Source organism: Pseudomonas sp. UYIF39, from assembly GCF_029963765.1.
In the GTDB taxonomy this organism is placed as follows: Bacteria; Pseudomonadota; Gammaproteobacteria; order Pseudomonadales; family Pseudomonadaceae; genus Aquipseudomonas.
In genome coordinates this window covers 16,056-39,392 of record NZ_JALBYU010000017.1, presented here as the reverse complement: position 1 = coordinate 39,392, position 23,337 = coordinate 16,056, and the positions used below count along the sequence as shown (strand labels likewise).

The following is a 23,337-nucleotide window of genomic DNA, read 5'->3' as shown; positions in this document are numbered from 1 at the left end:
GGTTTTTTGCTGATATCGCTACAGGTCGGCTTCTCTATCCTTGGAGAAGCCCCGCGCTGTTCAATGCGCGCATTGTTTGTCAGTTAACCCAATCGAATATTCAGGCTTTGTGCGTCCCCGATCCGGGCGGCGCTGATCAACTGTTGCCGTGAAGTTGTGCTCAATGGGTTAAGCCAGCTGACCACCGTGTGGCTGCGACCTAGGCGCAAGGCCTCGCAGGTCAACTGCTGAGCGCTCTGAGTGCCGCGCGGTTGCAGCAGCAGGATGCGTTCGCGGTTAAGTCCGGCGTCCCGCAACCAGGTCTGGGTCAGACTGGCGGGTGGAGCGATCAGCGTCAGCCAGCGCGCGTCCTGGTCCTGACTCAGTTCCCTGAGAATCGGCGCAAGAAGGTTCATGCAGTTCCCGGCTGCACCACGCAGCGACAGTTCACTGAAGACTTCGGGCTCGGCGCTCCAGGGTGACTCGACCACGTCTTTCAGAATCGGCGCCAAAGGCTGCACCATGAAAGCCTCGAACAACGGCAGTTGGGCTTGCTGTGGTGTGTGTGGGAACTGCATAAAGCCTCCTTTAGCGGCGAATGACGCCGACACTTAAGCCTTCGATCACCAGGTCCTGATCTTTCAGGTTCACTTCGATAGGGGCGAATTCAGGGTTTTCGGCAATCAACCAGACCTTGCTACCATCGCGCTTGAAACGCTTGACGGTCACTTCGTCGCCGATCCGCGCTACTACGATCTGGCCGTTGCGGGCTTCGCGGGTGGTGTGCACTGCCAGCAGGTCACCGTCGAAAATCCCCACGTCCTTCATGCTCATGCCATGAACCCGTAGTAGATAGTCGGCGCGAGGATGGAAGAACGACGGGTTGATGTTGCAGGACTCTTCGATGTGCTGCTGGGCGAGGATCGGTGCGCCGGCAGCCACTCGGCCAATGATCGGCAGGGTGGACTCGTCGGCCTTGGCTTCGAAACCGGGGATGCGAATGCCGCGGGAAGCACCGGGCGTCATCTCGATCGCGCCTTTGCGGGCCAGCGCCTTGAGGTGTTCTTCCGCCGCATTGGGTGACTTGAAACCCAGTTCCTGAGCGATTTCCGCGCGGGTGGGCGGGTAGCCGTTGTCTTCGAGGCAGCGTTTGATGAAGGCCAGAATCTCTGCTTGGCGTGGCGTCAGCTTTAGCATATTGATCGCTCTGTCTTTTTATACAGTGACTGGGATTATATACAGTGAAACGGTCTTGGCAATGCCCCTTTTTTGGCCGGCCGCCAAGCGGTCGATAAGCCTGCTGATTCACGCTTGGGAGTTGTATGGTTAAATAGCTGACTGACCATTCTCAAAACGAACCGACAGGCTTGACAATGCACAGGCTGAAACGTATGTTTCAAACAAGTGTTTGTCATGCGGAGTAGCCATGGCCCAGTCGGAAACCGTTGAACGCATTCTTGATGCTGCCGAGCAATTGTTCGCGGAAAAAGGTTTTGCTGAAACCTCATTGCGTCTGATCACCAGCAAGGCTGGAGTCAATCTGGCGGCGGTTAACTATCACTTCGGTTCGAAGAAGGCGCTGATCCAGGCAGTTTTCTCGCGCTTTCTCGGGCCGTTCTGCTTAAGCCTTGATAAAGAGCTGGAGCGGCGTCAGGCCAAGCCGGAGAACAGGCCGACGCTTGAAGAGCTGCTGGAAATCCTCGTCGAGCAAGCCCTGGTGGTGCAACCACGCAGCGGCAACGATCTGTCGATTTTCATGCGTTTGCTGGGTCTGGCTTTCAGTCAGAGCCAAGGGCACTTGCGACGTTATCTGGAAGACATGTACGGCAAGGTGTTCCGCCGCTACATGATGTTGGTCAACGAAGCTGCACCGCGTATTCCGCCGATTGAGCTGTTCTGGCGCGTGCACTTCATGCTCGGCGCCGCCGCGTTCAGCATGTCCGGTATCAAAGCCCTGCGCGCAATTGCCGAGACCGACTTCGGTGTGAACACCTCCATTGAGCAAGTCATGCGTCTGATGGTGCCGTTCCTGGCAGCGGGTATGCGCGCCGAAACCGGCGTGACCGATTCGGCCATGGCCACCGCACAGTTGCGTCCACGCAGCAAATCAACCCCGGTTGCCGCCAAGGTTTAACCGCACACGGGTGGGCGCGGCAGCTGACATCCGCTAAGCTAGCCGCCCATGCCGACTCTCGTTCTGAACCCGCTCCCCATTTGTATCGCCGACCTGCCGGGCATTGCCCATGGCGGCGATTGCGTGCGAGCCGGGTTTATCGTTATCAAGGAATCTCTATGACTGCTGGCCTGCAAGGCTCGTTGATGGTGGACGTCGCCGGTACCTGGCTGACGGCTGAAGATCGCCAATTGTTGCGCCAACCCGAAGTGGGCGGCCTGATCATTTTCGCCCGCAACATCGAACACCCGCGCCAGGTGCGCGAGTTGAGCGCCGCAATCCGCGCCATTCGCCCCGATCTGCTGCTGGCAGTCGACCAGGAGGGCGGCCGGGTTCAGCGTTTGCGTCAGGGCTTCGTGCGTCTGCCAGCCATGCGCGCCATCGCTGACAATCCGAATGCCGAGTACCTCGCCGGGCAGTGCGGCTGGATCATGGCGACTGAAGTGCTGGCAGTCGGCCTCGATCTGAGTTTCGCTCCGGTGCTGGACCTCGACTTCCAGCGCAGCGCCGTAGTCGGCACCCGTTCATTTGAAGGTGATCCTGAGCGTGCAGCGTTGTTGGCGGGTGCCTTCATTCGCGGCATGAACAGCGCCGGCATGGCCGCCACCGGCAAGCACTTTCCCGGTCACGGCTGGGCCGAGGCCGATTCCCACGTTGCGATCCCTGTTGATGAGCGCAGTCTCGACGAAATCCGCGCCAATGACCTGGTGCCGTTCGCCCGACTGAGCAAGCAATTGGCTGCGGTCATGCCGGCCCACGTTATCTATCCGCAAGTCGATTCCCAACCCGCCGGCTTCTCCCGCCGCTGGTTGCAGGACATCCTGCGTGGCGAGCTGCAATTCGACGGTGTGATCTTCAGCGATGACCTGTCGATGGCCGGCGCCCACGTGGTCGGTGATGCTGCCAGCCGTATCGAAGCGGCGCTGACGGCCGGTTGCGACATGGGCCTGGTGTGCAACGATCGCGCGGCCGCCGAATTGGCCCTGAGCGCCGTCCAGCGTCTGAAGGTCAAACCATCCGAACGCATTGCGCGGATGCGCGGCCAGTCGTACGCCAACACCGAATATCGTCAAGACCCACGCTGGCTGACAGCCGTGGGCGCGCTCAAAGATGCTCAACTGATTGATTGAGGACTTTTCGTTATGACGGTTTACGCGATTATCGGCGGCACCGGCCTGACTCAACTCGAAGGCTTGAGTATTCGTCAATCATTGGCGGTGGACACCCCTTACGGTGCGCCTTCGGCTGAAGTGCAGATCGGCGAGTACGCCGGCAAGGAAGTGCTGTTTCTTGCGCGTCACGGTCATCCTCACCGTTTTCCGCCGCATCAGGTGAACTACCGCGCCAACCTCTGGGCGCTGAAACAGGCCGGCGCCGAAGCGATTCTAGCGGTCAACGCCGTGGGTGGGATTCATTCCGCGATGGGGGCCGGGCATTTCTGCGTGCCGCATCAACTGATCGACTACACCAGCGGTCGCGAACACACCTATTTCGCCGATGATCTGCAGCAGGTCACACACATCGATTTCAGCTATCCATACAGCGAGCCACTGCGTCAGCAGTTGATCGCGGCGTTGGCGGCCGAAGGTGTTGGCTACAGCAGTCATGGCGTGTACGCCTGCACTCAAGGGCCGCGGCTGGAAACTGTCGCTGAAATCGCCAGACTGGAGCGCGACGGATGCGACATCGTCGGCATGACCGGAATGCCGGAAGCGGCATTGGCTCGCGAGCTGGAACTGGATTACGCCTGTCTGGCGCTGGTAGTAAACCCGGCAGCGGGCAAGTCGACAGCAGTGATCACCATGGCCGAGATTGAGCAAGCGTTGCATGACGGGATGGGGGCGGTGAAGTCGACGTTGGCTCGGGTGCTTAGAGGCTGAGCAGTCGTCATACCGCGATGACGATTTAATAATCGCCGCTACTTTTCCAACTTGTCCGGCAGGGGCGCAAACAACGCTTCAATATCATCACTCTGCAACTTCCAGTCCCCGGTCTTGCGCCCATCCAGCACGCCAGCCGCCAAGTCGGATTTTTCCTTCTGCAGATGCTGAATCTTCTCTTCCACCGTGCCCCTGGCAATCATCTTGTAGACGAACACCGGTTTCTCCTGACCAATGCGATACGCCCGGTCAGTGGCCTGATTTTCCGTCGCCGGATTCCACCACGGATCGTAGTGAATCACCGTGTCAGCTTCGGTCAGGTTCAGGCCAACACCGCCAGCCTTCAGGCTGATCAGAAAGATCTGACGCTTGCCGCTCTGGAAGTCTTTTACCGGTGCGCGTCGGTCGCGGGTCTGCCCTGTCAGCAGCGCATAATCGACTCCGCGTTTCTTCAGCTCCTCTTCAATCAGCGACAGCATTGAAGTGAATTGCGAGAACAGCAGAATCCGCCGACCTTCATCGAACAATTCCTCAAGCATTTCCATCAGGCTGTCGAGCTTGCCTGAGGTGCTGCCGCGAGTGGGCAGGGTGGCATCGTTGACCAGACGCAAATCGCAGCAGACCTGACGCAGCTTCAGCAGCGCCTCAAGAATGATGATCTGGCTGCGCGCCACGCCCTTGCGGGTAATCTCGTCGCGGACTTTTTTGTCCATCGCCAGGCGCATGGTTTCGTACACATCGCGCTGGGCTTCGTTGAGCTCGACCCAATGGATGATTTCGGTTTTTGGCGGCAACTCGGTCGCCACTTGTTCCTTGGTTCGACGCAGCAGAAACGGTTTGATCCGACCGTTGAGGTGCTGAAGTCGTACTTCGCTGGAGCGCTTTTCGATCGGCACGCGGTAATCGCGGTTGAAGCTTTTCACGTCACCCAGCCAGCCGGGCAGCAGGAAGTGAAACAGCGACCACAGTTCACCCAGGTGGTTTTCCAGCGGCGTGCCGCTCAGGCACAGACGCTGACGGGCATTCAATTCGCGGGCAGCGTGGGCGGCCTTGCTGTTGGGGTTTTTGATGTATTGCGCCTCGTCCAGAACCAACACGTGCAAAGGCTGCGCGGCGAGACGTTCGACGTCCTTGGGCAGCAGCGCATAGGTGGTCAGGATCAGGTCGTAATCGGCCAGCGTGTCGAAATGCTTTTTGCGGCTGGCACCGTACAGCGCCAGCACTTTGAGTTGCGGCGTGAAGTGTGCCGCTTCATCCAGCCAGTTAGGGATCAGGCTGGTGGGCATCACCACCATGCACGGCCGATCGAGGCGTCCGGCGTTCTTCTCACTGAGAATGTGCGCCAGGGTTTGTAGGGTTTTGCCCAGACCCATGTCGTCCGCGAGAATCCCGCCGACTTCCAGTTGCCGCAACGACTGCATCCAGCTCAAGCCTTCCAGCTGATAGGGGCGCAAGGTCGCGTTCAAGCCTTCCGGTGCGGTCGCGGTGAAGTCCTTGATGTCCCGCAGCCGCTGGGCAAAAGTGCGAATTTGCTCGCCACCCTCCCAGAGTAACGGCAGGTCTTCCAGCGGATTCAGTCGCGTGGCATCGGCCTTGCTCAGGCGCAGTGTCGTTTCGCCGGGCCCTTGCAGATAGAACTCGCCGAGGGTCGCCAGCACCGGTTTCAATCGGCCGAAGGGCAGGGCGACTTGCAACGGGCCGTACTCGGAGTTCGGGCGATTGGGAATGTTCACCAGGATCAACTCGTCGTCGCGACGTCGTGCAAGGCGTTCCGGGTTGAGGATCTCGGTGTGGGAGCGCATCAGGTTCAGCAGGATCGGCAGCAGGCTCAGCCGTTCTCCGTTGACGATGATTCCCAGTTCCAGATCGAACCAGTCGCGCTCCGGTGCCTGTTCTACGGTGGCGTACCAATCGTCCACGGCAGTCAGGTCGAAACCGAAGTCTTCGTCGATCTGCAACTCCCAACCCTGGGTGCGCAGCTTCGGCAGTTCATTGAGGGTGAAGGTCAGCCAGGCGCTGTCGTTGACCATCTCGAAAAGTTCGCCGGCACTTTCCGGCAAGGCTTTGCTTTGCCGGGTGGCGACCTTGAAACCGAGGATTCGTAGTTGCTCCCTGTAGGTCTGTTCGACTTCCGGGTGGCGTTTTATCCGTAACGTTTGCGTCTCCTGACGTATCAGGATGTCAGCGTTCTTCTGCCCGGAAACGTATTCATCCAGATAGCTGAAAGACAACGCCGCGCGATGCTGAATATAACGCTGCATCTTGCCGTTGCGCGGTTCGAAGGCGCTGAACTCGATGCTCGCCAGCCACAAGCGCGGCACCGGTTGCACGTTGTCCACCAGCACTTGCGGCGCCTTCGGGCTACGGTTTTCCAGTACGGCTTGAAGTTTCTCGAGTAGCTCGGCGTCTTGCGCGGCGGCGGGGTAAGCCAGGGTTTCCTGCACTTTCAGTAGCACTGCCGCGCAGTGCTTGCAGTTGCTGTGGACCGGGCAAGTGCAGGTGGCATCGATCATCAGCAAGGTGGCTTTGGCTGACTCGCGCAGGCGAATGGTCTGACGGTAAACGTTACCGCCAGAGCCCTCGCAGGCGGCAATGATCGTGGCGTCGCCAGCCTCGACGATCCTGACGCGGTTCTCCAAAGCGTAGCGACGGCCACGCTCCAGGCTCTGTTCCTTGAATCGGCTGACCCAGGAAGGTGCCAGGGGTTTGCTCAGGGTCGCAGGCATAAGGGCTTCAATCAGTCCGGAATTTCATCGGGGACTGGCCGAGGCGCAGGGGCGGTCAGCGAGGTGATCTTGATCAACATGCCCAAGTGGCCATTGTCGAGGAAGTTCAGCTGGCCGTTCTTGGTGTGGCTTTCCTGCTTCATACGCTCGCTGGCGGTGACCATGCCGTTGGCGTCGATCTGGTTAACCCAGAAATCCGCGTCCACATCAGTGAAACGTCCCAGTTTCATACTCAGCGTGCCCTCGATCGGGAACTGACCGAACTGTTCTTTGCCCTCACTGATCGCGACTTTGCTGGCTTCTTCGCCGAGAGTCTGTTGCCAGGCCTTGTGCAGCAACACCGTGTATTCATTGCTGGCGGTGAGTTTTTCCACTTCGCCATTCAGGCTTGGCGTGCGCAGGCTGTCGGGGCTGATCGGCTGGGCGCCGGCAGCCCAGTCTTCCGGCGCGGCGCGGCTGACGATAGCGGGCACGGCGTTTTGGCGGACCAGAATCATTTCAATCTGATACAAGTCATCGGCAAATGCCGTAGGGGCGACCAGCGCTGTTATTAACATTGTCAACACGGTCAGTAAGCGAAACAGGCGCATGCGGCGTCCTTCAAGCAGTTTTTGGAATGAGGTGCTCAAACAGCGCCTCTACAGTATTAAAGCGCTCTTCCGAGCGCTCCATCGGCACCTGGAATTTAAACATCGTGGCGCCTTCGAATTTGTAGCGTTTGGGCTGGCTCTGGATCAGCTTGATCAGCGTCAGCGGGTCAACCGGTGTTTGCGTCGCGAACTCGATTCGGCCGCCTTGCGGGCCGCCGTCGACTTTCTTGATGCCCAGTAGCTCGGCCTGCAATTTCAGCGCGGTAATGCGCATCAGGTTCTTGGTCGGCTCCGGCAGCAGGCCGAAACGATCGATCATCTCCACCTGCAAGTCCTTGAGGCCTTCCTCGTCGGTGGCCGAGGCGATGCGCTTGTAGAGAATCAGTCGGGCATGTACGTCCGGCAGATAGTCCTCGGGAATCAACGCCGGTACTCGCAGATTGACTTCCGGACCACCGCCGAGCGGCTGATCGAGGTTCGGTTGTTCGCCCTTGCGGATCGACTTCACCGCGCGCTCGAGCATCTCCATGTACAGCGTAAAACCGACGGCCTGGATCTGCCCGCTCTGCCCGTCGCCGAGCAATTCGCCGGCGCCACGGATTTCCAGGTCGTTGGTGGCGAGCACGAAGCCCGCACCGAGGTCCTGGGTATTGGCGATCGCTTCCAGACGTTTTTCGGCGTCAGGCGTGATTTGCTGGCGCGGTGGCGTCAGCAAATAAGCGTAAGCCTGGTGGTGACTGCGACCGACCCGGCCTCGCAACTGGTGCAGCTGCGCCAGGCCGAACTTGTCGGCACGCTCGATGATGATGGTGTTGGCGCTCGGCACGTCAATACCGGTCTCGATGATGGTCGAGGCGATCAGCACGTTGAAGCGCTTATGGTAGAAGTCGCTCATCACTTGTTCGAGATCGCGTTCGCGCATCTGCCCGTGGCCGATACCGATCCGTGCTTCCGGCACCAGTTCGGCGAGGTCGGCGGCGCATTTCTCGATGGTCTTCACGTCGTTGTGCAGGTAGTAGACCTGGCCGCCACGCAACAGCTCACGGAGCAAGGCCTCTTTGACCGTGCTCTTGTTCTGCTCCATGACGAAAGTCCGTACCGACAGGCGACGGGCCGGCGGCGTGGCGATGATCGACAGGTCGCGCATGCCCGACACCGCCATGTTCAGCGTGCGCGGAATCGGCGTGGCGGTCAGGGTGAGGATGTCGACTTCACTGCGCAGGGCTTTGAGCTGTTCCTTCTGACGGACACCGAAACGGTGTTCTTCGTCGATGATCACCAGCCCCAGGTTTTTGATTTTCACATCGTCGGATAGCAGTTTGTGGGTGCCGATGACGATGTCGATCTTGCCTTCGGCCAAGTCAGCGATGGCTGCATTCACTTCCTTGGTCGACTTGAATCGGCTCATCACTTCCACGCTCACCGGCCAATCGGCGAAGCGGTCGCGGAAGCTGTTGTAATGCTGCTGGGCGAGCAGGGTGGTCGGCACCAGAATCGCCACTTGACGACCGCCGTGTACCGCGATGAACGCTGCGCGCATCGCCACTTCGGTCTTGCCGAAACCGACGTCGCCGCAGACCAGGCGGTCCATCGGTTTCGGCGCGAGCATGTCGGCGCGCACCGCTTCGATGGTGGTTTGCTGGTCCGGAGTTTCTTCGAAAGGGAAGCCGGCGCTGAAGGTCGCGTAATCGGCTTTCGGGTCGGCAAACGCATAACCTTCGCGAGCGGCGCGGCGGGCATAGATGTCGAGCAACTCGGCGGCCACATCGCGTACTTGTTCGGCAGCTTTGCGTTTGGCTTTCTGCCAAGTCTCGGAGCCGAGGCGGTGCAACGGGGCCAGGGCATCGTCGCTGCCGGTGTATCGGGCGATCAGATGCAGGTTGGCCACCGGCACGTAAAGCTTGGCGTTTTCGGCGTATTCGAGGGTCAGGAACTCGGCGGCCTGACTATCAATTTCCAGGATCGTCAGCCCGAGATAGCGACCGACGCCGTGATCGATGTGCACCACCGGCGCGCCTTCGCGCAACTCGGTGAGGTTTTTGATCACGGCATCGTTGTTGGCGTCGGCGCGTTTCTCGCGGCGACGGCGCTGCATCACGCGCTGACCGAACAACGGGCTCTCGGCGACCAGGGCCAAGGCCGGATCGTCGAGTACCAATCCTTCGTCGAGCGGCGCGATGGTGATTGCCAGGCGCTCTTTGCTCGCGACAAAGTCCGGCCAGCTGTCGACGGTTTTCGGCCGCAGCTTCAAGCGTTCCAGCAACTCCAGCAACACTTCACGACGGCCCGCGGACTCGGCGGTAAACAGCACGCGACCGGGGAACTCGTCGAGGAAACCCGCCAGCGCCGCCAACGGCTGGGTGGCCTTGGCTTCGATGGCCAGGTTCGGCAGCTCCCGAGCGGGGAAGCGTTCGCGACCGACGCCGGTTTCCACGTCCTGTTGACTGGCAACCACGCGCGGCCAGTTCTTCAGCCGAGCGAAGCAATCTTCCACCGGCAGGAACAGTTCAGCCGGCGGCAATAAAGGACGGGCCGGATCGACGCGACGTTCTTCATAGCGATTGCGCACGTCGTTCCAGAAGTTTTCCGCCGCCTGCTCGATGCCGGGCAGGGAAAACACTTGCGTGTCCTGCGGCAGGTAATCAAACAGCGTGGAGGTTTCGTCGAAGAACAGCGGCAGGTAGTACTCGATACCGGCTGGTGTAATCCCGCTGCTCAAGTCCTGGAAGATCGGGCAGCGACGGAAGTCGACATCGAAACGCTCACGGAAGCGCGCCTTGAAGCGGGTGACCGCATCTTTTTGCAGCGGAAACTCTCTCGCTGGCAGGAGGCGTACCGTTTCCACTTTGTCGATGGAGCGCTGGTTGTCCGGATCGAATGTACGAAGGGTCTCGATTTCGTCGTCGAACAGGTCGATGCGGAAAGGTAATTTGCTGCCCATCGGGAACAGATCGATCAGCGAGCCGCGGACGGTAAATTCGCCGTGCTCGTAGACGGTATCGACGTAGCGATAGCCGCTGGCCTCAAGCCGGGTGCGCATTTGCTCGACATCGAGCTTCTGGCCGACGTCCAGCACCAGGCTGCTGCCGAGCAGGAATTTGGTCGGCGCCAGGCGATGCAGGGCTGTGGTGATCGGCACGACCAAAACGCCATGACTCAGCTCCGGCAATCGATACAGCGCGGAGATTCGCTGGGAAATAATGTCCTGGTGCGGCGAAAACAGATCGTAGGGCAGGGTTTCCCAGTCCGGGAAATGCAGCACCGGCAAATCCGGGGCGAAGAAACTCAGCTCCTGTTCCAGCCGTTCGGCACTTTGGCTGTCGGCGGTCAGCAGCAGGGTGAAGCGCTTGGCAGCGCTGGCGGCCTCGGCAATGGCCAGGCTCAGGGCGGCACCGGGCAGGTTGCCCCAGTGCTGTTTACCTGCCGCGGCAGGGAGAAGCGGTAGACGCAGAACGGGCACGGAAGGTTGAGCTCCAAGCGTTGCGACAAAGTCGGTAATTGTAGCGGTCCCGGGTGCCGCCTGTCAGTTGCAGATGTGTCTATTACGCAGGTTGGGCGAAATGTAGTGGTAAAGACAAAATCGGCCCGTTTTTTAGTGAAAATGACTGAATATGTAGTGGCAAAACGACCGAGTGTTACGGAGGGTTACAGACAAGACAGTGTTGTCGCCCAAAAAATGAACGCGCTGCAGGCCGCGGTTTCATTGGGCTTTAGCCGTGCGTGATTTTTTTGAAGAGGATTTTGTTACTGGCCGCGCGACAGGCGCGCATTGCTACGGGAGGCACTCGGCGGCATAATGTAGCCCCTTTTTTCTGCCCCTACATGTGGAAGGTTCCCGTGACTCAGAAGCCCGACCAGTGTCTTGGTGAATGGATCGACCGTGAAGCACTCGCAGAAGCGATGATTCCGCTTATCGGTCAGCTCTACCGCAATAACAACGTGGTGAGCTCGATCTATGGCCGCAGCCTGATCAATCGTTCAGTCATTGCGATTCTCAAAGCTCACCGCTTTGCTCGTCATCGTCAGTCTGATGACAGCGAATTGTCCGTCCACGAAACATTCCCGCTGCTCAAGGCAATGAGCGAGCTCAAGCTCGGCGCTGCTTCGGTAGACCTGGGCAAGCTTGCAGTCAGGTTCAAGGCTGAAGGCAATGGCCGCACTGCCGAGCAGTTCGTCCGTGAAGAACTGGCTGACGTCGTTGGTCAGCAAAACGTTTCCGCCCGCAAAGGCACCGACGTTGTTCTGTACGGCTTCGGTCGTATCGGCCGTCTGCTGGCGCGCATCCTGATCGAGAAAACCGGTGGTGGCGACGGCCTGCGTCTGCGCGCCATCGTTGTCCGCAAGGGCGCCGAGAACGATCTGGTCAAACGTGCCAGCCTGCTGCGTCGTGACTCGGTTCATGGTCCGTTCGATGGCACCATCACCATTGATGAAGCCAACAACACCATCACCGCCAACGGCAACCTGATCCAGGTTATTTACGCGAAAAACCCGACTGAAGTGGACTACACCCAGTACGGCATCAAAGACGCGCTGCTGGTGGACAACACCGGTGTATGGCGTGACGCCGAGGGTCTGGGCCAGCACTTGGCTTGCCCGGGTATCGACCGCGTTGTTCTGACCGCGCCTGGCAAAGGCAAGCTGAAGAACATCGTTCACGGTATCAACCACGGTGAAATCACCGCTGACGACAAGATCGTTTCCGCGGCTTCCTGCACCACCAACGCCATCGTGCCGGTGCTCAAAGCCGTCAACGACAAGTTCGGCATCATCAACGGTCACGTTGAAACGGTTCACTCGTACACCAACGACCAGAACCTGATCGACAACTTCCACAAAGGCGATCGCCGTGGCCGTAGCGCCGCGTTGAACATGGTGATCACCGAGACCGGTGCTGCCACCGCTGCTGCCAAGGCGCTGCCTGAACTGGCCGGCAAGCTGACCGGTAACGCGATCCGCGTTCCGACGCCAAACGTGTCGATGGCCATTCTCAACCTGAACCTTGAGAAAGCCGCCACCCGTGAAGAGATGAACGAGTACCTGCGCTACATGGCGCTGCACTCCGATCTGCATAAGCAAATCGACTACGTCAATTCGCAGGAAGTGGTTTCCACCGACTTCGTTGGCTCGCGCCACGCAGGTGTGGTGGACGCTGAAGCAACCATCAGCCAAGACAACCGCGTTGTTCTGTACGTTTGGTACGACAACGAATTCGGTTACAGCTGCCAGGTGGTACGCGTGATGGAAGACATGGCCGGTGTAAACCCGCCTGCATTCCCGCGCTAAGCGTAAGCTGCACATGAAACGCCCCGACTTTGGTCGGGGCGTTTTTGTTTGTGCTCTACTTATATCGTTTTAATCTTTCCGGCTGAGAATTAAGAATTATCTAAAATTCGATACAAAGTTCATTTTGAATATAAAAAATAAAAACTCCTAATAAAAATAAGCAGTTGTCGGCTATCGGGCTTTGGATAATTAAAGCGGATCCAATTCATCAGGCGATACATATTTGACGTCATTTAATTGTTTCCTTCGGAAGCTTGACACTCCAAAGCGCTGAATCTAGTGTCGCCAATGACAACGCCCGCTCTGCCTCGGGCTCGTAACGCTTGCGATGACTCCGCTGTACAGCAATCCTCCAAAAAGACAGGAATCTCATTCCTGCTCACATCACAATAAATCCAGATAAACAGCGTCGGCTTAGTTGCCGTCCAGAAATCTATTTTGCATTGCTCACCCTGCCAAAAGTGTCTTGCGGTCACGGCCTGCTATTGCCTGACTTTTACGCGGTTGGTCTATCGGGAGAGTTGAACATGGCTGAAGAACGCTCAAGACTATTGTCACTGTTACCCCGTTTGGTTGGTTTGGGAGTTCTTGGGTTTGTTGTTTGGCTGTTGTTATCGACGTTGCTGATGCCGTTGGTGTCGGCCTCGGCCACACGGGCGATTTTGAATGCACCGGTGATACTGCTGACAACGCCAATTGACGGAGTGGTGAGCGCACTGGAGGTCAAACCCGGTGCGACGTTTGTCCAGGGCCAGAAAATCGCCGTTGTTGAAAACCCGCGAGCGAATCAGGAAACCTTGCTGACCCTGCAAACCCGGCGCCTGACCCTTGAGCAACAGCTGTCCTCTTCAGCCAGTCAGGCTGAGCACGATCAGCAGTATTACGAGGCGTTGGAGAAAACCAGCCAGCAATACCAAACGGCATTCCATACCCGCCAACTCTTTACCCAAAGGGCCTTGAAAGCCGAGAGCAGTGCCGCCAGTGCGCGGTTGATGGATGCTCAGGAAACCGTCGAACGCAATCTCGAGTTGTTCGTTCAAGGGGCGGTGAGTGGCGCGGTGGTTGCCTCGTCGAAAGCTCAGCTGGCTTCCTTGCAGGGTGCGGCCGAGTCGGTGCGTTCGCAATTGCGGATCAACGACGGCGATGTGAGTGCCGCCAACAAACAGGTTTACCTCGATCCCGATCAGTTGCGCATGTTCGACCTCAGTGCGCAAATGACCACGCTGAAACTCAGCCTGGAGAATCAGGCGCGCAATCGCGCGACCTATCAGCAGGAGCTCGACAACCTCAACCAACTGATCGAAACCGAACAGAATCGGGTCAAGTTGATGGCCGGTTACGACGTCGTGGCGTATTCGCCAGGCACCGTCCAGGAGCTGTTGGCGCCGCAGGGCACGCTGGTGCAGGCCGGATCGACTTTGCTGCGCGCCACTGATTGCGCGCAGAGCTACGTCATTGCGGTGTTCCCCGAGCGCATGGCCAGCAAGATCGACCGTGACAGCGTCCTAACAGTGAAAATCCGCGGCCTGGATCAACCGCTCAAAGCCAGCGTGGTGCAGTTGTTGTCCAGCGCTTCGGACATTCGCGCCAACACCTACAGCGTGCCGTTCCCTTACGCCGAACAGAACTCGGTGTACGTCGTCGGTTCGTTTGCCGCCGATTTGACTGACGCTCAGCGCGCCATGACCTGCAATCCCGGGTTGTGGGCGAGTGCCGAGGTCTCGCGGCCATGAATATCGTTTTTCGAGGAATGTTGGGTTTGATGCTGCTTGCCAGCGGAGTGTCTGCAATGGCCACGCAAGCGAGGCCGCAATTGGCGGTGATGACCTGTGCGGCGCTGGACCGGGCCGTGACGTCCTTGCCGGCAGGTCCGGTACTGGTGGCCAGTTATCCACCGCTGGATGGCCAGCCTGCGCCGATCCTGGCATTGCGCGGCGTAGCGTTCACTTACGATAACGCGCTGGCGAGCATTGCGCTGTTTGCATGTGGCAAGACCGAGTCGGCGCGGCGGATCGCCGATGCATTGGCGTTCGCCACGCGCCACGATCCGGAATATCAGGATGGACGACTGCGCAATGCCTACGCTGCCGGCCCGGTCGGTGCACCGTCTATGAAACTGCCGGGCTACTGGAGTACCGAGCGCAACGCCTGGAATCAGGACGCCTATCAAGTCAGCAGCGCCACCGGCAATCAGGCGTGGGCAGCGTTGGCCTTGTTGGAGGCTTTTCGCCAAAGCGGCGAGGCGTCTTACCTTGAAGCTGCGCGACAAGCCTTGCACTGGTCGCAGCAAAATACCTACGACGGGCAATCACCGGCAGGCTTCAGCGGCGGTTATTACGGCTATTTCTCCAAACAGATCCAGCAAAACTGGAAATCCACCGAGCACAACGTCGATCTGGCGGCGGCGTGGTCGGCGCTCAACAATGTGGCGCCGGATCAGGAGGCGGCGCGGCAGGCGCGGATTGCCCGGCAGTTTGTGAACAGCCAGTGGGACGCTGAAGAAGGGCGCTTTCTGATCGGTACCGGAGCGGATGGCCAAACCTCGGACCGCGTGCGCTCTGGTCTGGATGCGCAGATCTGGCCATTGATCGCTTTGCACGATCCACCCAAGGACTGGCGTCGGGTCTTCGCATTCATCGACCACGCTCACCGCGCCGGCGAAGGTTACGGTTTCAACCGTGATCCCGACGGTTTATGGACCGAAGGCACCGCCCAGGCCGCTGCCGTCGCGCGTTTGAGCGGCCTGAGTGACAAGGCACAACCGCTGTGGAGCGTGTTGCTGGCCCAAGAGGCCGGCAATGGCTGGCTGTTTGCAACACCGGCGCCGCGCATCAGTACCGGGCTGGCCATAGGCCCGGACTCCGTCACCAATGACTTTTTCTATTACCACCTGCCTCACTTGGGCGCTACAGCGTGGGCGGCGATTGCGGCCACCGGCGTCAATCCCTTCACCGGTTCGCTAGAGGCTGACTGACATGCAGGCACTGGACTCGCTGCAACTGCTGCAAATCAATTTCTGGACGCTGGCAGTGGTGATTCTGTTCACCTGTCTGACCCATCGGGATCAATGGGCGGCGCGTGCCGGTTTCGGCGCAATCACCGTGTTGTTGCTGGTCAACTACGCCGCCTGGCGGATTCGCGACACGTTGCCCGACAGTCATTCAGGCTTTGCCACGGTCTGGGCGTACGCCTTTTTGTTCTTCGAGATGCTGGCGATTGGTTACACGCTGTTTTCTATCATCGTGATGCTGTGTCGCTCGGATCACTCCAAGGATGCTGATGCCAGCGAGCGGCGGCTTCGCGCACAGGGCGCGAACGTGCCAGCGGTGGACGTGTTTATCGCCACGTATAACGAAGGTTTGGACATCCTGGAAAAAACCATCATTGCCGCCCAGGCCATCGACTACCCCAACTTCACCCTCTGGGTGCTCGACGATACGCGCCGCGACTGGTTGCGCGATTACTGCGCCGAGGTCGGCGTGCAATACGCGCGGCGCCCCGACAACTCACACGCCAAGGCCGGCAATCTGAACAACGGCTTGCGCCAATCGGCGGCCGGCAGCAATGCACCTTACATTCTGGTGCTCGACGCCGACTTCGCCCCGCAGCAACCGATTCTGATGCGCACGCTGGGGTTGTTCGACGACGCGAAAGTCGGTCTGGTGCAAACGCCGCAGTTCTATTACAACCCTGATCCGATTCAGCACAACCTCGGCACGTCTGCCTGCTGGGTGGATGAGCAGCGGGTGTTCTTTGATGTGTTCCAGCCAGCCAAGGACGGTTGGGGCGCGGCGTTTTGCGTCGGTACGTCCTTCGTCGTACGGCGTGATTTGATCAACGAGATTGGCGGTTTTCCTACAGGCTCGGTCTGCGAAGACATCTACACGACCTATCGACTGCTGCAAAAAGGCTACGTCACGCGCTGGCTGAATGAGCGTCTGTCGATCGGTCTGTCTGCCGAGGGCCTGACCGAATACATCAACCAGCGCGGACGCTGGTGCCTGGGCACCATTCAGGTGGCGTTGCTCAAGGACGGTCCGCTGCGAGGCAGTGGCTACACGCTCAATGACCGCTTGCACTACGTGCATGGCCTGATGCACTGGTTTTCCAAGCCGTTCATTTTGATGATGCTGGTCTCGCCGGTGCTGTATTGGTATTTCGGCATCGCCGGTTTTTACGCCAATCCGGTCGACTTCCTCGCCTTTGGCATGCCGGCGTTGATTGCGTTCTGGGGTTACGGGACCTGGGTCACGGATCGGCGCACCTTGCCTGTTTTTACCGAGGTCACGCAGATTGTTGCCTCTCTGGCGGTCACTGCAACTCTCTTCAGCGCGATGATCCGGCCGTTCGGGCGGCCGTTCAAAGTGACTGCCAAAGGCCTTGATCGTTCGCGCACGATGGTGCACTGGAAGCTGTTCGGATTCTTTTTCGCGCTGACGCTGTTCTCGCAGATCGGTGCTTACGTCGCCATCAGCACCGCCGCCTCGTTCGACGGCAACATGCTGTTCAATCTGTGTTGGACGGTTGTCGCGCTGGTCTACAACCTGGCTACCCTGGTGGCCTGTGTCGACCGACCGCGGCTACACGGCGAAGAACGTTTTCCCTTCAACAAACCCACCGGTTTCCGCTTTGGCGGCAAAGTCCTTCCCGGTCGCCTGGTGGATATTTCCCTCAGCGGCGCGTCCTTGAGCTGCGCCTTAGCCTCTTCGATCAAACCGGGGCTTTGCGGTCAGATATGGATCGACAAACTCGGGTGGCTCGACGTCGAAGTCATGCGCAATCACGGCGACGACCAGCTGGGCTTGAGGTTTGCCGACCTTGATGAAGCACTGCGTCGGCGGTTGATTGCGCGGCTGTTCAGCGACGCGACTATCAACGTGGTCAGCAAGGCTGAACCAGCGTTGGCGTTCGGCACCTTGCTGCGCCGTTCATTACTGGGCGAAAAACGCACGGGACCGCGTTTGCCTGCGCGAGCCAAGGCGTCGTCTTACGTACCGTTGCCTCGGTGGCGGCCGGTCAGTGTTCGTTCGCACAAACAACCACTGCCGCACATCAGTGTCGGCAGGTCCGGCCTGTGGACTGTGCTGCTTTCTCCCTTACGAGCTTTGCTCGGCCAACGCTTGTAGGTGCGCGTGATGAACAGTTACTTACCCACTTCATGGTTCATGTCTTTGGTGTTGCTCGGCGGTTGTTCGCTGGAGCCTACGTATGAGAAACCCGACGCACCGATCGACCAGCAATGGCCGGCCAACGCTGCTGGCGAGTGTTGCAGCGGCAAGCAGGCGTTCGACAAGGATTGGCGTGGCTTCGTGGTCGATGACCGACTGCGCCAGTTGATTGAACTGGCCCTGAGCAATAATCGCAGCCTGCGGCAGTTCGCGGCCAGTGTCGAAGAGGCGAGGGCCGGTTATGACACCGCACGGTCGGGACTTTTTCCTACGATCGGCATCGACACGTACGCCGGGCGCAGCAAGCTGCCACCCCTGGTGCGCACACCGGGCGGTGGTGATACGTCCGGCAGCATCGCGAACACCTTTCAGGCAGCGGGCGGTTTCACCTCCTACGAACTGGACTTTTTCGGGCGCATTCGCAGTCAGCGAAACGCCGCCGGTGCGCGTTACGAGGCGTCAGAGGCGGATTATCAGACGGCGCGGCTGGCGTTGATCGGCGAAGTTGCCAACACCTGGTTGAGCCTCAAGGCCAACCAGCATCTACTCAACCTCGCCCAGACCACCTATCAATCCCAGGACCGCTACGGGCAGTTGTTGCGCAAGAGTTTTAACCTTGGTTCCAGTGCGCGGATCGACGTCCACCAGGCGGATGCGCAAACCAATACCGCGGCAGTGCAGGTCAACACCTATCGCATGCAAGTGGCGCAGAACCTCAATGCTCTGCGGGTGCTGGTGGGGCAACCGGTGCCGGAGGGATTGCTGCCAACCGGTGCGCTGGGGGAACAGTTGGCGACGCTGGACGTGCCGGCCGGTCTACCCTCGTCATTGGTTGAGCGCCGACCCGATATCATGTCCGCCGAAGCCCAATTGCGTGCCGCCAATGCGGACATCGGCGCCGCTCGTAGTGCGTACTTCCCGACCTTTTCCCTGACCTCGGCTCTGGGCAGCCTGACGGGGGATTTTTCCCGGTTGCTCAGTGGGCCGGCGGAGTTCTGGTCGGTGGCGCTGGCGGGATCATTGCCGTTGATCGATGGGGGAGCTCGGCGGGCTCAGGTGGATGCCAGTCATGCTCGGTTCGACGGTCAAGTAGCGGCCTATGAAGCCACGGTGCAGAACGCTTTTCGCGAGGCGGCCGATGCCTTGAATGCTCGCCAGGAAATGCTCACGCAGGTTGAGTTTCAGAAAAAGCTGGTAGGGGATTATCAGGAGGCGTATCGGCAATCCCGGTTACGTTTCGAGTCCGGGCTGGACAGCTATTTTTCCACCATGGATGCTCAGCGTTCGCTGTTCGATGCGCAGCAGAAATGGGCACAGCTGGAACTGGCGCGCGAGATTAATCAGGTGACGTTGTACAAGGCGTTGGGTGGGGGGTGGAGTCGGTCGTTGAAGGTGGCGGATCGTTAAGTTGTAGTGTTCTGGCGGGCCTCATCGCGAGCAAGCTCGCTCCCACATTTCTATCGCATAATGGCCAGCCTTGGCGTTGTGTCAGGAAGTGCTTTGGAGAGTGTGGCAAGTGTTGAACAGACAAAAAGGTTATTTCCTGGTGCTCTTCGTTGCCCTGTCCGGCTGCGGCAACGGCGATTCCATGGAAAGCTTCGGCGGCCCGACCATGGGCAGCACGTATTCGATCAAGTACCTGCGCCATACCGGGCTTCCCACCCCGACCGAGGTCCGTGTTCAGGTCGAAAAGATCCTTGCTGAAGTCGATCAACAAATGTCGACTTACCGCAGCGACTCCGACATCGAACGCTTCAACGATCTACCCGCCAACCGCTGTCAGAAAATGCCCGCGCCGATCCTCAAACTGGTGCGCGTCGGTCAGCGTCTGTCGGAACAAAGCGAAGGTTCCTTCGACCTGACGGTGGAGCCGTTGCTCAACCTCTGGGGTTTCGGCCCGCAGGCTCGTAATGAGAAAGTCCCCTCGGCCCAGGCGCTGGCCGAAGTCAGGCAGCGAGTCGGTTACCAACACCTGCGTATCGACGGCGATCAGCTTTGCAAGGATGCCGCGGTCGAGGTCGACTTCAACAGCATCGCCGCCGGCTACGCAGTCGACACGATTGCCGCAAAACTCGAAGCAATGGGCATCCACAGCTACCTCGCCGAAGCCACCGGCGAACTCAAGGCAGCCGGCAAAAAACTCGACGGCTCACCGTGGCACATCGCCCTGGAAGAACCCCGCGACGACCAGCGAGTGGCCGAGCGCATCATCGCCGTCGACGGCTACGGCGTTTCCACTTCCGGCGACTACCGCAACTATTTCGTGCAGGACGGTCGGCGTTATTCCCACACCTTCGATGCCCGCGCCGGGGCACCGGTCTCACACACCCTAGCGTCAGTCACGGTGATTCATCCTTCAGCATTGATGGCCGATGGCTTATCAACGCTGTTGCTGATTCTGGGCCCTGAACGGGGTTGGGACTACGCAGAAAAACACGACATCGGTGCATTCTTTGTGATTCGTGCCGATACAGGTTTCGTCATACGAACCAATCAGGCTTTTGAACGCTTGAGTGGCGGAAAAACCGAATGATGACAGCGATTCAAGCATTGAAGACTGGCGTTGTAGTGCAGGCAAAAGTAGCCTACGACGCGACCAAGGGTTAATGTGCGCGGCGTTGACGCTTATATAGACTGTGTCCGGGTTCTGCACTGGCCCCAAATTGTTCCTTCACGCCGCAGATCGGCGTGATTTAGCCGCAGGTGCCGAGGGCGCCGCGGCCTGTTCTGAGGAGTATGCATGGCTGTCTACAACTACGACGTGGTGGTGCTGGGTTCCGGCCCGGCGGGAGAAGGCGCGGCAATGAACGCCGCCAAAGCAGGGCGCAAGGTGGCGATGGTCGATAGCCGTCGCCAGGTCGGCGGCAACTGCACCCACCTGGGCACCATCCCGTCCAAGGCACTGCGTCACTCGGTCCGGCAGATCATGCAGTTCAACACCAACCCGATGTTCCGGGCCATTGGTGAGCCACGCTGGTTCTCGTTCCCGGACGTGTTGAAAAGCGCCGAAAAAGTCATCTCCAAACAAGTCGCCTCGCGCACCGGCTACTACGCCCGTAACCGCGTGGACGTGTTCTTCGGCACCGGCAGCTTCGCTGACGAGCAAACCATTGAAGTGGTCTGCGCTAACGGCGTAGTCGAAAAACTGGTGGCCAAGCACATCATCATCGCCACCGGCTCGCGTCCGTATCGCCCGGCGGACATCGATTTCCATCACCCGCGTATCTACGATAGCGACACCATCCTCAGCCTCGGCCACACCCCGCGCAAACTCATCGTTTACGGTGCCGGTGTGATCGGTTGCGAATACGCCTCGATCTTCAGCGGTCTGGGTGTGCTGGTTGAACTGGTAGACAACCGCGGTCAGTTGCTGAGCTTCCTCGACTCGGAAATTTCCCAGGCCCTGAGCTATCACTTCAGCAACAACAACATCACGGTTCGTCACAACGAAGACTACGACCGCGTCGAAGGCGTGGACAACGGTGTGATCCTGCACCTCAAATCCGGCAAGAAGATCAAGGCCGACGCCTTGCTCTGGTGCAACGGTCGTACCGGCAACACCGACCAGTTGGGTCTGGAAAACGTCGGCGTGAAGGTCAACAGCCGTGGCCAGATCGAAGTCGACGAGGCCTACCGTACCTGCAGGCCGAACATCTACGGTGCCGGTGACGTGATTGGTTGGCCGAGCCTGGCCAGTGCCGCTCACGACCAGGGTCGTTCGGCCGCTGGCAGCATCGTTGACAACCATAGCTGGCGCTTCGTCAACGACGTGCCAACCGGCATCTACACCATTCCGGAGATCAGCTCGATCGGCAAGAACGAGCAGGAGCTGACTCAGGCCAAGGTGCCGTACGAAGTGGGCAAGGCGTTCTTCAAGGGCATGGCGCGTGCACAGATCGCCGGCGAGCCTCAGGGCATGCTGAAGATTCTGTTCCACCGCGAAACCCTGGAAGTGCTGGGCGTTCACTGCTTCGGTTATCAGGCGTCGGAGATCGTTCACATTGGCCAGGCGATCATGAACCAGCCGGGCGAACAGAACACGCTGAAGTACTTCGTCAACACGACGTTCAACTACCCGACCATGGCTGAAGCCTATCGGGTTGCAGCGTACGATGGCCTCAACCGGCTTTTTTGAGCGGCTCCGGCCGGTGGCCTGAGCCGGCCGGGGAGACCGATTTCAGCAATTCTCGAGCGTGGCGCTGGCCAAACCGGGAAAGTCTGTAATCAGGCTGTCAACGCCGAAGTCGGCGAGTCTGCGCATTAGCGCGGGCTCGTTGACTGTCCATACCGACACATGCAGCCCCTGACGCTGCGCCTTCTGCAGGCGTTCCGGCGTACACAGGGTCCAGTTCAGCGCCAGAATCTCACAGCCATAGCTTTGCGCGACCTTCAACGGGTCGAGCCAGGCGTACTCGGCCACCAATCCGCGGGACACATCCGGCACGAAGTCCAGCGCAGCTTTCAATACTTCCCGCGAACTCGAGGTGATCGTGACCTTGTCGAGCAGGCCGAAACGCTGAGCCATTTCGCGAATCGCCAACACCGTAGTCGCGGCGCGGGTGCGTGAAGCGCTTTTGACTTCCAGTTGCCAGTGCTCGAAATCGCATTTCTCGAACAGTTCTTCCAGCGTTGGAATCGGGCACGGTTTGATCCAGCCCGGTCCGCCAGTGCGCGCGTCGTAGGTCACAAGCTCGGCCGCCGTATGCTCGACGACTTTGCCGCGACGGTCGGTGGTGCGCTTGAGTGTCGGGTCGTGGATGACCATCAACTCGCCGTCCATGGACAGGTGCAGGTCCAGTTCGCAGCGGCGCACGCCGTGCTTGAGGCATTGTTGAAAACTGGTCAGCGTATTTTCAGGTGCTTCGCCCTTGGCGCCGCGATGGCCGTAGATGAGAGTCACGGTTCTTCCTTAAATTAAATGCCTGATTCGTTATGTTCGCGGGCCAGGCGTCGTTCCTGGGCCTGCTTCTGCAAAATGTAGCGGGCCAGCAATTGGCGCTGGGCATCGGTCGGGTATTCGAACTCGGTGCCGACGTCGTAGCCGTCGCCTTTGCGATCGCAATGGGTGACGCGAGCGCGCAGCAAGAGTCCGAGGGCTTGCGGCATCAGCACCAGCTTGACCGACAGGTGCGTGCCCTCGGCAATGGGCGTCGGATACTGAAATTCGATCCCGCCTTCGGAAATGATTACCGGCTGCGGTTCGCCGATCTGCCCGAGTACGGTGATTGCGATCACCTGGCTCAGCAAATCGATGCGTTTATTCTGGGATTTCAGGAATGCGGCGAGGTTCCGGTCGCGCTCACTGATCTGGCGCAACAGGTGCTGTGACTCGAATTCGCTCAGGTGCAGCTCGCTGAGCAAGTTGAACAGTGGGGAAGCATCCTGCAACACATCCTGGCCTGCGGCTTCAGGAGCGGACAGGGGCCGAATTTCCAGTGCGATCGTGTCCTCGATACGGTAGTATTCGCGGCGATCTTCTTCATCTAATGTCGACATGGCGAACCCATGGTAGCGGCGGTGGTCTGAGTGTAAAGC

Annotated in this window: 17 protein-coding genes; 10 read left to right on the top strand and 7 right to left on the bottom strand. The window is 59.2% G+C overall.

Annotation, left to right across the window (positions count from 1 at the left end):
- Positions 1–83 precede the first annotated feature (83 nt).
- The gene (gene sulA, locus MO767_RS21120; protein WP_282482083.1) at positions 84–557 is read right to left on the bottom strand and encodes an SOS-induced cell division inhibitor SulA; all 474 of its coding nucleotides are present in this window, start codon (positions 555–557) and stop codon (positions 84–86) included.
- 10 nt (positions 558–567) lie between these two features.
- On the bottom strand, positions 568–1,176 hold the full coding sequence (gene lexA / locus MO767_RS21115; RefSeq protein WP_282482082.1) for a transcriptional repressor LexA: 609 nt from the start codon (positions 1,174–1,176) through the stop codon (positions 568–570).
- 229 nt (positions 1,177–1,405) lie between these two features.
- Here lexA and MO767_RS21110 point away from each other — a divergent pair, with 229 nt between their 5' ends.
- From MO767_RS21110 to MO767_RS21100, 3 genes are all read left to right on the top strand, one after another.
- Positions 1,406–2,113, top strand: coding sequence for a TetR/AcrR family transcriptional regulator (locus MO767_RS21110; protein ID WP_129442910.1), 708 nt, complete (start codon positions 1,406–1,408; stop codon positions 2,111–2,113).
- A 170-nt stretch (positions 2,114–2,283) separates the two neighbouring features.
- On the top strand, positions 2,284–3,282 hold the full coding sequence (gene nagZ, locus MO767_RS21105; protein ID WP_282482134.1) for a beta-N-acetylhexosaminidase: 999 nt from the start codon (positions 2,284–2,286) through the stop codon (positions 3,280–3,282).
- A 12-nt stretch (positions 3,283–3,294) separates the two neighbouring features.
- A complete protein-coding gene (locus tag MO767_RS21100; protein ID WP_282482081.1) occupies positions 3,295–4,032 on the top strand; it encodes an S-methyl-5'-thioinosine phosphorylase in 738 nt (245 codons plus the stop codon).
- A 38-nt stretch (positions 4,033–4,070) separates the two neighbouring features.
- On the opposite strand, the gene MO767_RS21095 is transcribed toward MO767_RS21100, so the two are convergent.
- From MO767_RS21095 to mfd, 3 genes are read right to left on the bottom strand one after another with little or no spacing between them, the layout of a single operon-like run.
- Positions 4,071–6,758, bottom strand: a complete 2,688-nt coding sequence (locus tag MO767_RS21095) for a DEAD/DEAH box helicase (protein WP_282482080.1) — start codon at positions 6,756–6,758, stop codon at positions 4,071–4,073.
- Between the two features lie 11 nt (positions 6,759–6,769).
- The gene (locus MO767_RS21090; RefSeq protein ID WP_282482079.1) at positions 6,770–7,348 is read right to left on the bottom strand and encodes a CsiV family protein; all 579 of its coding nucleotides are present in this window, start codon (positions 7,346–7,348) and stop codon (positions 6,770–6,772) included.
- Between the two features lie 10 nt (positions 7,349–7,358).
- Positions 7,359–10,808: a transcription-repair coupling factor gene (mfd, locus tag MO767_RS21085; protein WP_282482078.1), complete on the bottom strand. Its 3,450-nt coding sequence runs from the start codon at positions 10,806–10,808 to the stop codon at positions 7,359–7,361.
- A gap of 362 nt (positions 10,809–11,170) precedes the next feature.
- On the opposite strand from mfd, the gene MO767_RS21080 reads away from it, so the two are divergent.
- The 7 genes from MO767_RS21080 to sthA all read left to right on the top strand — a co-directional run bounded on the left by MO767_RS21080 (position 11,171) and on the right by sthA (position 21,937).
- The gene (locus MO767_RS21080; RefSeq protein ID WP_282482077.1) at positions 11,171–12,634 is read left to right on the top strand and encodes a glyceraldehyde-3-phosphate dehydrogenase; all 1,464 of its coding nucleotides are present in this window, start codon (positions 11,171–11,173) and stop codon (positions 12,632–12,634) included.
- Positions 12,635–13,161: 527 nt separating this feature from the next.
- Positions 13,162–14,367 carry an HlyD family efflux transporter periplasmic adaptor subunit gene (locus MO767_RS21075; protein WP_282482076.1) on the top strand — a complete coding sequence of 402 codons (1,206 nt, stop codon included), beginning with the start codon at positions 13,162–13,164 and terminating at the stop codon, positions 14,365–14,367.
- 56 nt (positions 14,368–14,423) lie between these two features.
- Positions 14,424–15,608: a hypothetical protein gene (locus MO767_RS21070; protein WP_282482075.1), complete on the top strand. Its 1,185-nt coding sequence runs from the start codon at positions 14,424–14,426 to the stop codon at positions 15,606–15,608.
- 1 nt (position 15,609) lies between these two features.
- Positions 15,610–17,760, top strand: coding sequence for a glycosyltransferase (locus tag MO767_RS21065; RefSeq protein ID WP_282482074.1), 2,151 nt, complete (start codon positions 15,610–15,612; stop codon positions 17,758–17,760).
- A gap of 9 nt (positions 17,761–17,769) precedes the next feature.
- Positions 17,770–19,209, top strand: a complete 1,440-nt coding sequence (locus tag MO767_RS21060) for an efflux transporter outer membrane subunit (protein ID WP_282482073.1) — start codon at positions 17,770–17,772, stop codon at positions 19,207–19,209.
- A gap of 181 nt (positions 19,210–19,390) precedes the next feature.
- On the top strand, positions 19,391–20,335 hold the full coding sequence (locus MO767_RS21055) for an FAD:protein FMN transferase (RefSeq protein WP_282482133.1): 945 nt from the start codon (positions 19,391–19,393) through the stop codon (positions 20,333–20,335).
- Positions 20,336–20,542: 207 nt separating this feature from the next.
- Positions 20,543–21,937, top strand: a complete 1,395-nt coding sequence (sthA, locus tag MO767_RS21050; RefSeq protein ID WP_282482072.1) for a Si-specific NAD(P)(+) transhydrogenase — start codon at positions 20,543–20,545, stop codon at positions 21,935–21,937.
- A gap of 42 nt (positions 21,938–21,979) precedes the next feature.
- Here the strand turns inward: sthA and MO767_RS21045 are convergent, their stop codons facing one another.
- Both MO767_RS21045 and MO767_RS21040 read right to left on the bottom strand, forming a co-directional pair.
- Positions 21,980–22,702, bottom strand: a complete 723-nt coding sequence (locus MO767_RS21045) for a glycerophosphodiester phosphodiesterase family protein (RefSeq protein ID WP_056744312.1) — start codon at positions 22,700–22,702, stop codon at positions 21,980–21,982.
- Between the two features lie 14 nt (positions 22,703–22,716).
- On the bottom strand, positions 22,717–23,298 hold the full coding sequence (locus tag MO767_RS21040; RefSeq protein WP_282482071.1) for a PilZ domain-containing protein: 582 nt from the start codon (positions 23,296–23,298) through the stop codon (positions 22,717–22,719).
- Positions 23,299–23,337: the final 39 nt, after the last annotated feature.

What these genes read in the sequence shown, in the direction of transcription:
- sthA (WP_282482072.1), top strand. Translation starts at nt 20,543, where the DNA reads ATGGCTGTCTACAACTACGACGTGGTGGTGCTGGGTTCCGGCCCGGCG.
- MO767_RS21090 (WP_282482079.1), bottom strand. Translation starts at nt 7,348, where the DNA reads ATGCGCCTGTTTCGCTTACTGACCGTGTTGACAATGTTAATAACAGCG.
- MO767_RS21080 (WP_282482077.1), top strand. Translation starts at nt 11,171, where the DNA reads ATGTGGAAGGTTCCCGTGACTCAGAAGCCCGACCAGTGTCTTGGTGAA.
- lexA (WP_282482082.1), bottom strand. Translation starts at nt 1,176, where the DNA reads ATGCTAAAGCTGACGCCACGCCAAGCAGAGATTCTGGCCTTCATCAAA.
- MO767_RS21100 (WP_282482081.1), top strand. Translation starts at nt 3,295, where the DNA reads ATGACGGTTTACGCGATTATCGGCGGCACCGGCCTGACTCAACTCGAA.
- MO767_RS21065 (WP_282482074.1), top strand. Translation starts at nt 15,610, where the DNA reads ATGCAGGCACTGGACTCGCTGCAACTGCTGCAAATCAATTTCTGGACG.
- MO767_RS21070 (WP_282482075.1), top strand. Translation starts at nt 14,424, where the DNA reads ATGGCCACGCAAGCGAGGCCGCAATTGGCGGTGATGACCTGTGCGGCG.
- MO767_RS21095 (WP_282482080.1), bottom strand. Translation starts at nt 6,758, where the DNA reads ATGCCTGCGACCCTGAGCAAACCCCTGGCACCTTCCTGGGTCAGCCGA.
- sulA (WP_282482083.1), bottom strand. Translation starts at nt 557, where the DNA reads ATGCAGTTCCCACACACACCACAGCAAGCCCAACTGCCGTTGTTCGAG.
- MO767_RS21055 (WP_282482133.1), top strand. Translation starts at nt 19,391, where the DNA reads ATGGAAAGCTTCGGCGGCCCGACCATGGGCAGCACGTATTCGATCAAG.
- MO767_RS21075 (WP_282482076.1), top strand. Translation starts at nt 13,162, where the DNA reads ATGGCTGAAGAACGCTCAAGACTATTGTCACTGTTACCCCGTTTGGTT.
- MO767_RS21040 (WP_282482071.1), bottom strand. Translation starts at nt 23,298, where the DNA reads ATGTCGACATTAGATGAAGAAGATCGCCGCGAATACTACCGTATCGAG.
- MO767_RS21060 (WP_282482073.1), top strand. Translation starts at nt 17,770, where the DNA reads ATGAACAGTTACTTACCCACTTCATGGTTCATGTCTTTGGTGTTGCTC.
- MO767_RS21110 (WP_129442910.1), top strand. Translation starts at nt 1,406, where the DNA reads ATGGCCCAGTCGGAAACCGTTGAACGCATTCTTGATGCTGCCGAGCAA.